Here is a 13,842-nt window from a genome sequence, read left to right on the forward strand (position 1 = left end):
GCCGGTTGACAACCCGCAGGTCAGCCGATCTGTTCCCGGACCTGCCGCTTCAGCCGGGCCAGGATCGCCGTGCCGCCGCGCACCCGCAGCGGGCTGATCGCCTGCGCCAGCCCCATCCGCTGGTAGAGGTCGTCGGGGACGGCGAGCACCTCGTCCGGGCTCGCCCCGGCCAGCCCCTCGGCGAGGATGCCGGCGAACGCCCGCGTGGTGGGTGCCTCGGGCGGGCAGTCGAAGAGGGTCTCCACCGTCTTCTCCGGCGTCACCCGGGCGCGCAGGAAGAACGCCGTCTGGCACTCCGGCACCTGCTCCATGCCCTCCCGGTCGGTGGCGCCGGCGGGCAGCGGCGGGACGACGTCGGCGTACTCCAGCAGCATCTCCAGCACCACGTCGCGGGGCGCGGCGGCGAACTCGTCGACGATCTCGGCCAGCCTGGCCGGCATGGAAGACATGCTCCCGAGGTTACCGGTGTTAGGAAGGGCCCCTTCCTCTACCGGAGGCGTTAGGAAGGGGCCCTTCCTTGCACCTCAGGCGGTCGGGGCCTGCTCGCTGATCTCGCTCAGCGCCGATTGGGGGTCGAGCTGCATCGCGAGGTCGCCGAGGGAGACGATGCCGACCAGCTTGCGATCGGCGTCGCAGACCAGCACCCGCCGGATGCTCCGCTCCCGCATCAGGGCCGCCGCCTCGGCCGCCGTCGAGTGCTGCTCGATCATCACCACCTCCCGGGTGACGATCGAGCCGATCGTGGTGGCGGCCGGATCGCTGCGTTCCGCCACCGCCCGCACCACGATGTCCCGGTCGGTGAGCATGCCGGCGAGGGTGGCACCGTCGGTGACCACCACGTCGCCGATGTCCGCCTCCTTCATCACCCGGGCCGCCTCGTCAAGGGTGGTCTCGGCGGGCAGGTAGATGACCTGCTTCGTCATCACGTCGCTGACCCGGTAACCGGTCATGAGAGCCTCCAGAGAACATCCGGCCGATCCGACTGCGGTACCCCGTGGCGCGCCCGCTACACGTCGCCGCGCTCCCGGCGCACCTCCGCGACGAGTCGCCCCGCCAGCCCGTCCACCGGCAGTTCGACGCGCTCGCCGGAGGCCCGGTCGCGCAGCTCGACGTACCCCTCGGCGAGGCGGCGGCCGACCACGACGGCGCGGGGGATGCCGACCAGCTCGGCGTCGGTGAACTTCACCCCGGCCGAGACGTGCGTCCGGTCGTCGACCAGCACCCGCAGGCCGTCGGCGGCGAGCCGCCCGCCGAGCTCCAGCGCCGCCTCCAGCTGCGGTCCCTTCCCGGCGGCGATCAGGTGTACGTCACACGGCGCGACCGCCGCCGGCCAGACCAGCCCCCGCTCGTCGTGGTGCTGTTCGGCGATCGCGGCCACCGCCCGGGACACCCCGATGCCGTAGCAGCCCATGGTCGGCCGGACCGGCTTGCCGGCCGGGCCGAGCACGTCGACGGCGAAGACGTCGGTGTAGCGGCGGCCGAGCTGGAAGATGTGCCCGATCTCGATGCCCCGCCGCATGGTCAGCTCACCGGTGCGGCAGGCCGGGCAGGGGTCGCCGACCCGCACCTCGGCCGCCTCGATCGTGCCGTCCGGGACGAAGTCCCGGCCACAGACCACGCCGGTGGCGTGCCGGCCCGGCTCGTTCGCGCCGGTCAGCCAGGCGGTGCCGGGCACCACCCGCGGGTCGACCAGGTAGCGGATGCCGAGCTTCGCCATCACCTGCGGGCCGATGTAGCCGCGGACCAGCTCAGGGTGGGCGTCCCAGCCGTCGAAGACGTCCACGGTGGCTGGCGCGACCGTCGCGCCGAGCCGCTTCAGGTCCACCTCGCGGTCGCCGGGCAGCCCCACCACCAGCAGTTCGGCCTCCTCCGCGCCGGGCCGGCGCAGGCGGAGCACCACGTTCTTCAGGGTGTCCGCGGCGGTCCAGTCGTCCCGGCCGCCCAGCCGGCGGGCGTTGGCCAACTCGACCAGGCTGGCGATGGTCGGGGTCTCGGGAGTGTCGTGCACCTGGGCCGCAGGCTGCGCGTCCGGGTCGCCGGCCGGCGGGGCGGGCGTGGTCACCGCCTCGGTGTTCGCGGCGTAGTCGCAGGCGGTACAGCCGACGAAGGTGTCCTCGCCGACCGGCGTCGCCGCCAGGAACTCCTCCGACGCCGAACCGCCCATCGCCCCCGACGTCGCCCGCACGATCGTGTGCTCCAGCCCGAGCCGGTCGAAGATCCGCCGGTACGCGCCCCGGTGCCGGTCGTACGCCGCCGCCAGGCCCGCGTCGTCGAGGTCGAACGAGTAGGCGTCCTTCATCAGGAACTCGCGCCCGCGCAGCAGGCCGGCCCGGGGCCGGGCCTCGTCCCGGAACTTCGTCTGGATCTGGAAGAGCGTCACCGGGAAGTCCCGGTACGAGGTGAACAGGTCCTTGACCAGCAGCGCGGCCAACTCCTCGTGGGTGGGCGCGAGCAGGTGCTCGGCGCCGCGCCGGTCGGCGAAGGTGAAGATGTCGTCGCCGTACTCCGTCCACCGGCCGCTCGTCCGGTACGGCTCGGCCGGCAGCAGCGCCGGGAAGTGCACCTCCTGGTCGCCGATCGCCGTCATCTCCTGCCGGACCACCTCGGTGACCCGGTCCAGCACCAGCTTGCCCAGCGGCAGCCACGTGTAGCCGCCCGGTGCGGCGCGACGGATGTAGCCGGCCCGCAGCAGGAGCCGGTGGCTCGGCACCTCCGCGTCGGCCGGGTCCTCGCGCAGGGTCCGCAGCAGCAGGGTCGACATGCGTAGCAGCATTGGCGCAGCGTACGGCGGGCGCCGACGGGTCGGCGATCCGATTTGTCGCGCGCGAGGAAGATTTTCGCGGCCGGCGGCAACCCCGCCGGATCGGGGTGGCGTCTGGGATGGCGTCACGACCCTGCACCACCTACCCCCAAGGATCGGCTCGTGTGGACCCTCTCCTGAGTGAGTTCGACTCGTTCGTCCGGACCCGCACCCCGGCGCTGCTGCGGTCGGCCTACCTGCTCACCGGCGACCAGCACCTCGCCGAGGACCTCGTCCAGTCCGCGCTGGCCCGGACCCACCGCTCGTGGAACCGGCTGCACCACAGCGGAAACGCCGAGGCGTACACCCGCAAGACCATGTACCACCTGCAGGTCTCCTGGTGGCGGCGCCGCCGGGTCGCCGAGTCGATGCCGGGCGAGATGCCCGAGCCGCGCGGAGGCGACTCGGCCCCCGACCACGCCCAGCAGACCACGCTCCGGCTCACCCTGCGGGCCGCGTTGCAGAAGCTCTCCGCCAAGCAGCGCGCCGTGCTGGTCCTGCGGTTCTTCGAGGACCGCACCGAGGCCGAGGCCGCCGACCTGCTCGGCGTCACCGTCGGCACCGTGAAGAGCCAGACCTCCAAGGCCCTGGCCAAGCTGCGCACCGTCGCCCCGGAACTCGCCGAGTTGTACGTCCTGGAAGGAAGCGCCCGATGAACGACGACCGCCTCCGGCTCGACCTGGCCGCGCTCGCCGACGAGGTCAGCCCGGTCGACCTGCGCGACCGGGCCCTGCGTACCTCCCGTCGGCTCGGCGTCCAGCGCGCCGTCGCCACCTCCGCCGCCGCAGTGGTGATGCTGGGCGCGGCCACCGGCACCGCGTTCGCGCTGATGCCCCGCGACGACGGCCCCGCGCCCGTGCCGGCCACCACCCCTTCGACCACCCTCACCCCGACCCCGACCCCGAGCGAGGCGACGCCGACGACCACCGCCTCCCCGGAGGCCGCAGTGAGCTCCGGGGCGGCGGGGCCGACCGCGACCATCGGGCGGGTCTTCTACGGCCCGCAGCGCAGTGCGGAGGGCGCGGGCCCGGTGCGCCTCTGGTCATTCCGACCGGGCTCCGAGCCCGTCCGGCTTCTTTCCGTTCCGACCGACGCGGCGATCAGCAACGCGGTCGTCTCGCCGGACGGCGAGCGGGTGGCCTGGGTCGACGACTCCTCGTACCTCCACGTCGCCGACGTCGACGGCACAGGCGCGCGGACCTACCGCGGCAACCTCGTCGACCCGGACTGCTGGACGCCGGCGTGGGCGCCCGACTCGCAGCGAGTCACCGTGTTGCGGGTCGTCTCGGCCGAGCCGAGCCTGGTCACCGAGGTCGGGGTGGTCGAGCTGTCGACCGGGAAGTTCACCCGGATCGGCGACCTGCGGGGCTGCCACCCGCTCTGGTCCGCCGACGGGAAGGTGCTCGCCTTCCCCGACGCCTCGTCGGGTCGGGTGACGCTGACGGACCAGTACGGGCGGAAGAGCCGGTCCGTCCCGAACCTGGGCGGGAACGCCGACAGGAGTTGCTTCGACGTCGCGAGCCTCTCCCCGGACGGCTCCCGGATCGCGCTGCGCCTGCGGGGGCCGGGCGAGGAGTCGGGCGACGTGGCGCGGGAACTCGACGTCAACGCGGTGCTCGACACGCGTACCGGCAGGAAGCGCGACCTGGAACTCGGCGGGCGGAAGCTGCTCCAGGCGTACTTCCAGGCGGACGGGACGCTGGTCGCCAGGGTCGGCGCGGGTGACCGCAACCTGCTCGTGCTGCTCGACGGCGACGGCCGGAAGATCAGCGAGACGCCGGAGCCGACGTCCCTGAAGGCGCAGCAGATCCTGGGCGTCGCCGACTGAGCCGGATCTGCCCTGTCGAAGGCGGGCCACCCCTCCCCGGGGTGGCCCGCCTTTCGCGTCGAAAGAGTTCGCGGAATTTCTTTCGGCGACCGGCAACCCCGTGCGATCGAGGTGACGTCTGGGATGGCGTCACCACCGCGCACCACCATCCACAGAGGACAGAATCATGACCGTTGCCGTCGCCCGCGCCGCCCGCAGCACCCAGACCCTCCGGCGGGCCGTGGCCCTCTCGGTGGCCGCCCTGGCCCTCCTCGGCGGCGCGGCCTGCTCCGCCCCGGTCTCGGGGCCGGTCGCCGCCCCCGCCGCCCCCGCCGACCCGCCAGCCGTCGCCCCGGCGGTCCAGCCGGCCGGCTCCTCCACCGTGTCGACCACCGGCAACGGCGGCGGGGCGGGCGGCCCGGCCACCCTCTACTACCTGACCCGCGACGGCGGCAGCCAGTACGTCACCTCGCTGCGCGACGGCAGGGTGACCCGGCACGCGGAGGTGCCGAACGAGCGGTACTGCGTGGGCAACTCGGTCTCGGTGTCGCCCGACGGCCGGCGGGTCGCCTGGGTGACCGGCAACGACCGGGGCGAGGGGCGGCTGACCGTGGCGAACCTGGACGGCTCCGACCGGAAGACCCTGCCGCAGCGGGTCTACTGCCTCGGCAACCACCCCGCCTGGGCCGGCGACTCCGGCTCCATGAAGGTGATCCTGGTCGGCTCGGGCACGAAGGGCCTGCTCGACCTGGCGACCGGCGCTTTCACGGCGCAGACGCCGGAGCAGTTCGCCCGGGACACGGTCCGCTCGGCGAACGGCGACTTCCAGGCGTACCGGGCGGACGACCGGATCGTGGTCCGGGACGCCCGGGGCCGGCTGGTCCGTGAGGTCCGGCACGGCGCGGAGACCGAGGAAGGCGGCTTCACCGTCACCGGCGTCTCCGACGACGGCCGCTACGTCGCCGTCGGCCCGCAGGCCACCGATCCCTCGCGGATCGTCTCGGGCTGGACGCTGGTCGACACCGCCACCGGCCGGAACGCGTCGCTGCCGGTCGAGGCCACCCGCGGCCACCTCTCCCTCTTCCTCGGCGCGGGCGGCGCGATGGTGATCCGGGTGCACGAGAACGGCCAGCCCGCCCGGATCCACGAGGTGAGCGCCTCCGGCGAGGTGACCAGCCGCCCGGAGCCGGCGGCGCTGGGCCGCCCGATCGGTCACCGCGCCTGAGGCGCGGACACGTGCGCCGGTCGGACCCGGCGCCCACCATCGCCGGGGCCGTCGCGACACGGGGCGCGACGGCCCCGGCGTGTCCGGTGGGACCTCCGCCACGTCGGACGGTCGGCGCGGTGACGGGCCGGGCGGCCCGGTGACAGACTGGCCGGCGTCGACCGGGGCGACAGAGGGAGGCGCGGGTGCGCTGGCGCAGTTTCGTGGCGGTGGGAGACAGCTTCACCGAGGGCATGGACGACGCGTACCCGGACGGCACGTACCGGGGCTGGGCGGATCTCGTGGCCACCCGGCTCGCCGCCGAGGCCGGCCCCGACTTCCGGTACGCGAACCTGGCCATCCGGGGCCGGCTCTTCCCGAACGTGGTGGCCGAGCAGGTGCCGGCGGCGCTCGCGATGAAGCCCGACCTGATCAGCTTCGCCGCCGGCGGCAACGACGTGCTGCGCCGCACCTTCGACCCGGACGCGCTGGTGGCCCGCTTCGACGACGTGGTGCGGGACCTGCGTTCCGGCGGCGCCGACGTGGTCCTCTTCCGGTTCGCCGACGTGATGGCCCGGTTGCCCGGTCAGCGGCTCGTCGCGCCCCGGGTGCAGCTGCTCAACCGGGCCGTCGGCGAGACGGCCGAGCGGCACGGCGCGATCCTGGTCGACCTGTACGCCGACGACACCTACCTGAACCCGATGCTGTGGAGCACCGACCGGCTGCACCTCTCGGCGGCCGGGCACCGGCGGGTGGCCGGGCAGGTGCTGACCGCGCTCGGCGTGGGCTGCGACGAGGAGTGGCTGATGGTGCCGCCGCACCCGGCGCCGACGCCCTGGCTGGCCGCCCGGGCCGCCGACCTGCGCTGGGCCGGGCAGCACCTGGCGCCGTGGATCAAGCGCCGGCTCACCGGCCGCTCGTCCGGCGACACGGTGACCGCGAAGCGGCCGGCGCTCGGCCCGGTCACGGACTGAGCCGTGCTCACCCTGCACACCGCGCCGCTGCTGCGGACCGCTCCCGACGCCCCGCCGACCGCCGGGGCCGCCGTCGTGGTCCGGGCCGACCGGATCGTCGCGGTCGGGCCGCTGGCCGAGCTGACCGGGACGTACGCCGGGGCCCGGGTCCGCCGCTGGCCGGGCACGCTCGGGCCGGGGCTGTTGCACGACGCCCCGCTGCCGGCCGCCGACACCCCGCGCGAGCGGGTGCACGCGCTGCTGCGTCGGGGAGTGACCGCGGTGCTGGCGCGACAGGCGGCCGATCCCGCGCTGCGGGCCGCCGTGGACCGGGGCGACCTGCGGGTGCTGGCCGCCGCCGTGCCCCCGGCCCTGGTGCCGGGCGGTCGCGCGGACCTGGCCGTGTTCGACGCCGACGGCGCCTGCCTGGTGACCGTGGTCGCCGGTCGGATCGCCCACCGCCGCGCCTGACCGCCGCCCCCGCATCGCTGCCCGCACCCGTCTCCGGCGACCCGGTTGCCGATGGCGGGCCGCCGGCCCACGATCCGGCGTACCTTGGGGATCATGCCTGTGCCGAGCGATCCCGATCCCCGACTCCAGTCGTACGCGGACCCGCAGCGGCTCGTCACCACCCAGTGGCTGGCCGATCACCTGGGCGACGAGGGCCTCGTCGTCATCGAGTGCGACGAGGACGTGCTGCTCTACGACACCGGCCACCTCCCGGGCGCCGTCAAGGTGGACTGGCACACCGAGCTGAACGACCAGGTGACCCGGGACTACCTCGACGCGAGGAGCTTCGCCGAGCTGTGTGCCGCCAAGGGCATCGGCCGGGACGACACGATCGTCTTCTACGGCGACAACTTCAACTGGTGGGCCGCGTACGCCCTCTGGGTGTTCTCGCTCTTCGGCCACCCCGACGTGCGGCTGCTCGACGGCGGGCGGCAGAAGTGGGCCGCCGAGGGTCGGGAGCTGACCCGCGACAAGCCGTCCCGGCCGCGCGCCGACTACCCGGTGCCGCAGCGCAACGACGCGCCGCTGCGGGCGTACCGGGAGCAGGTGATGGCGCACGTCGCGGCGGGTCGCCCGCTGGTCGACGTCCGGTCGCCGGGCGAGTACACCGGCGAGATGCTGCACATGCCCGACTATCCGCAGGAGGGCGCGCTGCGCGGCGGGCACATCCCGGGCGCGGTGAACAAGCCGTGGAAGTCCGCCGCGAACGACGACGGCACGTTCAAGTCGCCCGACGAGCTGCGGGCGATCTACGCCGACCAGCTCGGGCTCGCCCCGGACGACGACATCGTGGCCTACTGCCGGATCGGCGAGCGGTCGAGCCACACCTGGTTCGTGCTGCGGCACCTGCTGGGCTACCCGCAGGTGCGCAACTACGACGGCTCGTGGACCGAGTGGGGCAACCTGGTCCGGGCCCCCGTCGTGAAGGGCGACCAGCCCGGCGGCCTGCCGAGCTGACGCGCCGGCCGGTCCCGTGGGGCTCAGCCGGCGGCGAGGGAGACCGCGCCGTACAGGTTCCGCGTCACGCCGGTGATCTCGACGGTGTCCGGCCGCCAGCGCAGCACCCCGCCGGGGCTGTGGCGGAGCAGCACCGAGCCGTCGCGGTCCCAGCCGAGCACCTCGCAGCAGCCCTTCCAGACGTCCCGGCCCAGGTTGAGCAGGTGGGTCACCACCCCGGTCCGGGCGTTCAGCACCGCGACCCCCTCCAGCGAACCCGTGTTGCCGGTGGTGATCCAGCCGGCCCGGGCCACCAGGTCGCCGCGCTGCCAGCCGCGCCCGTAGAAATCCTCGACCAGGTTGCCGGGAGGCAGCGCGCGGACGTCGACCGCGCGGCTGCCCCGGTGCGTGTCGCCGCCGCCCCACTCGATCCGCGTCAGGCTCAGCGGCGTACCGCCCAGCTCGAACAGGACGTTCGGCCGGTCGCCCCGACCGGGGTCGGCCGGGTCGCGCAGGTCGGGGGCGGCCGGGTCGGGCGTGACGACGTTCCAGGGCGACACCGGCAGCTTCCGGGCGGTGCCCGTGCGCGGGTCCACCTCGTACGTCGTCGCGTCGTCGCCGACGAGCAGCCGGTCGCCGGACCAGAGGACGTGCTCCAGGTAGCCCTTGAGCGGGAACCGGCGGACCGCCGCGGTGGTCAGGTCGACCACGATCACCTCGTCGGTCTGGGCGAAGGCGGCCGTCCGCCCGTCCCGGGAGAGGCTGCCGGTCTTCAGCGGCACCGCCTCGTTGCCCTCGGCGTCGCGGGTCCGGGCCGGGGTGACCACGTCGAGGTCGCGGACGATGCCGTCGTCGCCGAGCACCCGGATCCGCCCCTCGGTGCCGGTCTGCGGGTCGACCGGCTGGTGCAGCGCCAGCGCCCGGCGGACCGGCTTGGCCGAGAGCGTCGCGCCGACCGGGTCACCGAGCCGGCCCAGCGGATCACCGGGGTAGCTCAGCTCGGCCGGCGGCGTCTGCACGGGCGCGGGGTGCCGGGTCGGGCTCGGTGTCGCGCTGGTGGCCGGTGGCGATGGGTCGGTGGGGCGCAGTGCGATTGTCGTACCGCCGGCGAGCAGCGCGACCGCGAGCGCGGCGGCACCGGCGGCGCGGCGGGTGCGCCGGACCCGGCGGGCACGTTCCCAGCCCGCCGTCGCCGGCTGTGCCGGCCGGACGTCCTCGGCGGCCAGGGTCAGCAGTCGGGTCAGTTCCTCTTCCTTCACGACGTCACCTCCATCCCGCTCGCCAGGCCGTCGTCGCGGCCCAGTTCCGGTGCGACCTCGCGGAGCCGGCGCAGCGCCGCGTGGCACTGGCTCTTCACGGTGCCGACGGTGACGCCGAGGGCCTCGGCGGTGGCCGCCTCGGTGAGGTCCTCGAAGTAGCGCAGCACCAGCACCGCCCGCTGCCGGGGTGGCAGGTGGTCGAGCGCGTCGCGCAGCGCGAGCCGCAGTGCCCCGTCGCCCTCCTGCGCCGCCCGTTCCGGCGGGTACGCGCTCAGCCACTCCCGTCGGCGTCGCCGCCACCAGGAGACGGCGTCGCGGTAGAGGATGGCCCGCACGTACGCGGCCGGGTCGCCGTGCCGCACGGTGGGCCAGCGCAGGGCGAGCTTGAGCAGCGCGTCCTGGAGCAGGTCCTCGGCCTGGTGCCGGTTGCCGCAGACCAGGTAGGCCGCGCGCAGCAGCCGGTGCTGGTGGCACTCGACGAAGGTGACGTAGCCGTCCCGCCCGTCGTCGGTCGTCGCCGGTCCCATCCGCCCTCCCCTCCGGCCAGCCGTCGCGTGCGGCGTCACCTGGCAGACGCACGGGCCCCCGGAAAAGGTTGGGCGGTCCCAGCGCCGGATCGCGATGCACCACCGCCAGGCGGTGCCCGGCTAGGCTGCGCCGGTGGCGCAGGTGTGGCGGGACTGGGGCGGCGTCCTGCTCGCCGTGCTCGCCGGGCTGCCCCTGCTGGTCCTGGTCACCGCCGTGCTCGCCCGCAGCCGGCGGGACGCCGCGACCGCGCGGGAGGCGTGGCGGCGCAGCGTCGCCGAGGTGGGCGCGGTGGCCGGCACCCTGCCCTGGGTGTGGATGATCCTCACCCCGCGCGCCGCGCCCCGCCAGGTCGACGTGGTGCCGCTGCGGGACCTGGTCGACCTGCTGGCCGGGCCGCCGGTGACCGCCGTGGTCCAGGTGGTCGGCAACCTGCTGGTCTTCGCCGCCCTGGGCTTCTTCGCCCCGGTACGGCTGGCCGCGCTGGCCGGCGTCGGGCGGCTGTTCCTGCTCGGCGCGGCCGGCTCCGTGCTGGTCGAGTCGTTGCAGTACGCGCTCGACCTCGGCCGGGTCTCCTCGGTCGACGACGTGCTGCTCAACGCGACGGGGGCCACCCTGGCCGGCCTGCTGTCCCGACGGTGGTGGGCGGGGCGGCGGGTGGCACCGGGGCGGACGGTCGCAGCACCCGCCACGCCGCGAGGGTGACCAGCATGAAGACGCCGGCCACCGCCGCCGCCACGGGCCCGACCCCGTACGCCGCACCGCCCAGCCCGGCGAGCGCCGCCCCCACCGGTGCGGTGAGCAGGCCGACCATCCGCTGGGCGGAACCCACCCGGCCGAGCAGGTGGGCCGGCACGCGGCCCTGCCCGTACGCGGCCCAGAGGCTGTTCCACACCGTGGTGCCGGCCGCGAAGACGGCCAGCGCCAGCCCGCCGGGCAGCGGGTGCCGGGCCAGCGCGAGCCCGGTCAGCGCGACGGCCTGGGCGGCGAGCACGGCGCGGAGCGCGGGCACTGTGCCGAGTCGGGCGGCCAGCCTGCCCGCCCCCAGCCCCCCGGCGAGCCCGCCGAGGACGGCCGCCGCGGCGAACAGCCCGTACCCGGCGGGCGGCACCCGCAGCACGTCGAGCGCGTAGAGCACCAGCACCGCCAGCAACCCGCTGATCGCCAGGTTGCTCCCGGCGGTCAGCACGGTGATCCGCCACAGCATCACATCCCCGCGCACCCACCGCACACCCTCGAAGACCTCCCGCCACACCGCCCCCTTCCTCCCGCCAAGCCCCGGCCCCCGCCCGCTCTCCACGACCTTGCGGTTGTGGTCCCCGCTCTGCGGTGTGTTGGCGGGTCTGTCCGAGGATCGCGGAGCGTGGGGGCGGGTCGGGCGCAGGGCGAGGATGAGGAGGGCGGCGGCGGCGAAGGTGAGGGCGTCGAGGGCGAACGGCAGGGGCGCGGCGAGGGCGAAGAGCACGCCGGCGGCGGGGGCGCCGAGGAAGCCCCCGGCCACCGCCGTGCCGGCCTGGAGCCGGCCGTTGGCGTGGGACAGGGCTGCCGGCGGCACCACCGACGGCAGCATCGCGAACGCGGCCGCGTCGAACAGGGTGCCGAGCGCGGCGAGCAGGAACGCCGCCGCCACCAGCGCCGCGACGCCGGCCCGGTCGAGGGCGACCGCGACCGCCAGCCCGCCCACCACGGCGGCGCGCAGCCCGTCCACCGCCGCCATCGTGCGGCGGCGGTCCCAGCGGTCCGCGTACACGCCGCCGAGCAGGCCGAACAGCAGCGGCGGAAGCTGCCCGGCCACGGTCACCGCCGCGATCACCCGGGGGTCGCGGGTCAGCGTCGCGGCCAGCAGCGCCAGTGCCGGCGTACGCAGGGCGTCGCCGAGGCGCGAGGACACGGCGGCGGACCAGAGCAGCCGGTAGTCGCGGCCGAGCGGGGATGCGGTCATGACGGCGAGCCTCGGGGGTCGACCGGGTCGAGGGTCAAGTCGCCGGGAAAGGGGGACGCGCGTGTCGGTGATCATCGGTACGGTGGGCGCCGGCATCGGATCCGGGGAGCACTCCAGCGTGGACCACACCTTCCAGGTCGACCTCCGTGGCGTGGTCGACCTGCTCAGTCACCACCTCTACGGCAGCCCGCGGGTGTACGTCCGCGAGCTCCTGCAGAACGCCGTCGACGCGATCACCGCGCGCCGCGCGACCGACCCCGACGCGCCCGCGCTGGTGCGCGTCGAGCCTCCGGAGCTGACCGGCGACGGCACGCTGCGGGTGCACGACACCGGCATCGGCCTCACCGAGGCGCAGGTGCACGAGCTGCTCGCCACCATCGGCCGCAGCTCCAAGCGCGACGAGCTGGGCTTCTCCCGGCACGAGTTCCTCGGTCAGTTCGGCATCGGCCTGCTCTCCTGCTTCCTGGTGGCCGACGAGATCCGGGTGGTCACCCGGCACGGCGACCACCCGACGGTGCACTGGACGGGTCACTCCGACGGCCGGTACGCCGTCGAGCTGGCCGCGCCCGGCGCCGGGCGGGCCGAGCCGGGCACCACGGTGACGCTGGTGCCGCGCCGCGACGCCGACCAGTGGTTCGGCACCCCGACGGTGGTCGACCTGGCCCGGCTCTTCGGCTCGCTGCTGCCGGTCACCGTCCGGGTCGGCGACGTGGTGACCACCGCCGGCCCGCCGCCCTGGCCGGCCACCCCGGGCGCGCCGGTCGACCGGGCCGCGCTGGTCCGCCACGCCCGGGAGACGCTCGGCTTCGACCCCTTCGACGTGCTGCCGCTGTCGGTGCCGGAGGCCGGCCTGACCGGGGCGGCCTTCATCCTGCCGAACCCGGTGAACCCGGCGTCCCGGGCCGGCCACAAGGTCTACCTCAAGCGGATGCTCCTCACCGAGCACGCCGACGGGCTGCTGCCGGACTGGGCCTTCTTCGCGCACTGCGTGGTGGACGCCAGCGAGCTGCGGCCGACGGCCAGCCGGGAGGCGCTCTACGAGGACGGCCTGCTCGCGGCCACCCGGGAGGCCCTCGGCGACCAGGTGCGCGGGTGGCTGGTCCGGCTCGCCAAGCACGACCCGCGGCGGCTCGCCGAGTTCCTCCAGGTGCACCACCTCGGGGTGAAGGCGCTCGCTCTGCACGACGACGAGATGCTCCGCCTGGTCGACCAGTGGTGGCCGATGGACACCAACGTCGGCACGCTCACCCTGGCCGAGTTCCGGCAGCGGCACGGGGTGGTCCGCTACGCGGCCAGCCTGGACGAGTTCCGCCAGCTCGCCGCCGTCGCCGCCGCGCAGGACCTGGCGGTGGTGAACGCCGGATACACCTACGACACGGAGCTGGTCGAGCGGCTGCCCACGGTGGACCGTTCCGTGCTGATCGAGCGGCTGGAGCCCAGCGACCTGACCACCCGCTTCGACAGCCTCGACCCGCAGGTCGAGCTGGCCCTGCGGCCGTTCCTCACCGGCGCCCAGCGGGCCCTGGAACGGCTCGGCTGCGAGGTGGTGGTCCGGGCGTACGACCCGGTCTCGCTGCCGGCGCTCTACCTGGTGAGCCGGTCGGCGGCGTTCAACGACCAGCTCGCGGCGACCCGGGACCGGGCCGACGAGCTGTGGGGCGGGGTGCTCGACGCGCTCGCCGCCTCCGCGCCGCCGGACCGGCCACAGCTGGTGCTCAACCACCGCAACCCGCTGGTCCGCCGGGTCACCACGTTGACCGACCCGGAGCTGGCCGGGCTGGCCGTGGAGGCGCTCTACGGGCAGGCGCTGCTGCTCGGGCACCATCCGATCCGCGCGGCCGACGCCGCGCTGCTGAACAGTTCCTTCCTCGGCCTGCTCGGCCGGGCCGTGCCGGGACAGGAGTGA

14 protein-coding genes are annotated in these 13,842 nt (G+C 75.1%); 8 read left to right on the top strand and 6 right to left on the bottom strand.

Going from position 1 to position 13,842, the window contains the following annotated elements; translation table 11 throughout:
• Positions 1-20 precede the first annotated feature (20 nt).
• The 3 genes from ACGF5G_RS06725 to ACGF5G_RS06735 all read right to left on the bottom strand — a co-directional run bounded on the left by ACGF5G_RS06725 (position 21) and on the right by ACGF5G_RS06735 (position 2,773).
• Positions 21-449 (bottom strand): SufE family protein, encoded by a 429-nt coding sequence (locus tag ACGF5G_RS06725; protein ID WP_357705247.1) that lies wholly within the window; start codon positions 447-449, stop codon positions 21-23.
• A gap of 75 nt (positions 450-524) precedes the next feature.
• Complete coding sequence (locus ACGF5G_RS06730) at positions 525-950, bottom strand: CBS domain-containing protein (RefSeq protein ID WP_393259582.1); 426 nt, start codon at positions 948-950, stop codon at positions 525-527.
• A gap of 56 nt (positions 951-1,006) precedes the next feature.
• Positions 1,007-2,773 carry a proline--tRNA ligase gene (locus ACGF5G_RS06735; protein ID WP_393259584.1) on the bottom strand — a complete coding sequence of 589 codons (1,767 nt, stop codon included), beginning with the start codon at positions 2,771-2,773 and terminating at the stop codon, positions 1,007-1,009.
• Between the two features lie 152 nt (positions 2,774-2,925).
• Here ACGF5G_RS06735 and ACGF5G_RS06740 point away from each other — a divergent pair, with 152 nt between their 5' ends.
• The 6 genes from ACGF5G_RS06740 (at position 2,926) to ACGF5G_RS06765 (ending at position 8,231) form a co-directional block, all read left to right on the top strand.
• Positions 2,926-3,456: a SigE family RNA polymerase sigma factor gene (locus ACGF5G_RS06740; RefSeq protein WP_393259586.1), complete on the top strand. Its 531-nt coding sequence runs from the start codon at positions 2,926-2,928 to the stop codon at positions 3,454-3,456.
• Entirely contained in the window at positions 3,453-4,628 is a 1,176-nt protein-coding gene (locus tag ACGF5G_RS06745; protein WP_393259588.1) for a hypothetical protein, read from the top strand. The genes ACGF5G_RS06740 and ACGF5G_RS06745 overlap by 4 nt, the downstream gene beginning before the upstream one ends.
• Positions 4,629-4,794: 166 nt before the next feature.
• Complete coding sequence (locus ACGF5G_RS06750; RefSeq protein WP_393259590.1) at positions 4,795-5,832, top strand: hypothetical protein; 1,038 nt, start codon at positions 4,795-4,797, stop codon at positions 5,830-5,832.
• A 185-nt stretch (positions 5,833-6,017) separates the two neighbouring features.
• A complete protein-coding gene (locus ACGF5G_RS06755; RefSeq protein WP_393259592.1) occupies positions 6,018-6,785 on the top strand; it encodes an SGNH/GDSL hydrolase family protein in 768 nt (255 codons plus the stop codon).
• Between the two features lie 3 nt (positions 6,786-6,788).
• A complete protein-coding gene (locus ACGF5G_RS06760; protein WP_393259594.1) occupies positions 6,789-7,235 on the top strand; it encodes a hypothetical protein in 447 nt (148 codons plus the stop codon).
• 93 nt (positions 7,236-7,328) lie between these two features.
• Positions 7,329-8,231, top strand: coding sequence for a sulfurtransferase (locus ACGF5G_RS06765; protein ID WP_393259595.1), 903 nt, complete (start codon positions 7,329-7,331; stop codon positions 8,229-8,231).
• Positions 8,232-8,254: 23 nt separating this feature from the next.
• On the opposite strand, the gene ACGF5G_RS06770 is transcribed toward ACGF5G_RS06765, so the two are convergent.
• Positions 8,255-9,469: a hypothetical protein gene (locus tag ACGF5G_RS06770; protein ID WP_393259597.1), complete on the bottom strand. Its 1,215-nt coding sequence runs from the start codon at positions 9,467-9,469 to the stop codon at positions 8,255-8,257.
• Positions 9,466-9,996, bottom strand: a complete 531-nt coding sequence (locus tag ACGF5G_RS06775; protein WP_393259599.1) for a SigE family RNA polymerase sigma factor — start codon at positions 9,994-9,996, stop codon at positions 9,466-9,468. The genes ACGF5G_RS06770 and ACGF5G_RS06775 overlap by 4 nt, the downstream gene beginning before the upstream one ends.
• 133 nt (positions 9,997-10,129) lie before the next feature.
• Here ACGF5G_RS06775 and ACGF5G_RS06780 point away from each other — a divergent pair, with 133 nt between their 5' ends.
• A complete protein-coding gene (locus tag ACGF5G_RS06780) occupies positions 10,130-10,699 on the top strand; it encodes a VanZ family protein (RefSeq protein ID WP_393259601.1) in 570 nt (189 codons plus the stop codon).
• Here the strand turns inward: ACGF5G_RS06780 and ACGF5G_RS06785 are convergent.
• Entirely contained in the window at positions 10,590-11,936 is a 1,347-nt protein-coding gene (locus tag ACGF5G_RS06785; protein WP_393259602.1) for an MFS transporter, read from the bottom strand. The genes ACGF5G_RS06780 and ACGF5G_RS06785 overlap by 110 nt on opposite strands.
• Before the next feature lie 118 nt (positions 11,937-12,054).
• Here ACGF5G_RS06785 and ACGF5G_RS06790 point away from each other — a divergent pair, with 118 nt between their 5' ends.
• Positions 12,055-13,842: an HSP90 family protein gene (locus ACGF5G_RS06790; RefSeq protein ID WP_393260647.1), complete on the top strand. Its 1,788-nt coding sequence runs from the start codon at positions 12,055-12,057 to the stop codon at positions 13,840-13,842.

The organism is Micromonospora sp. NPDC047730 (assembly GCF_043204765.1).
In the GTDB taxonomy this organism is placed as follows: Bacteria; Actinomycetota; Actinomycetes; order Mycobacteriales; family Micromonosporaceae; genus Micromonospora.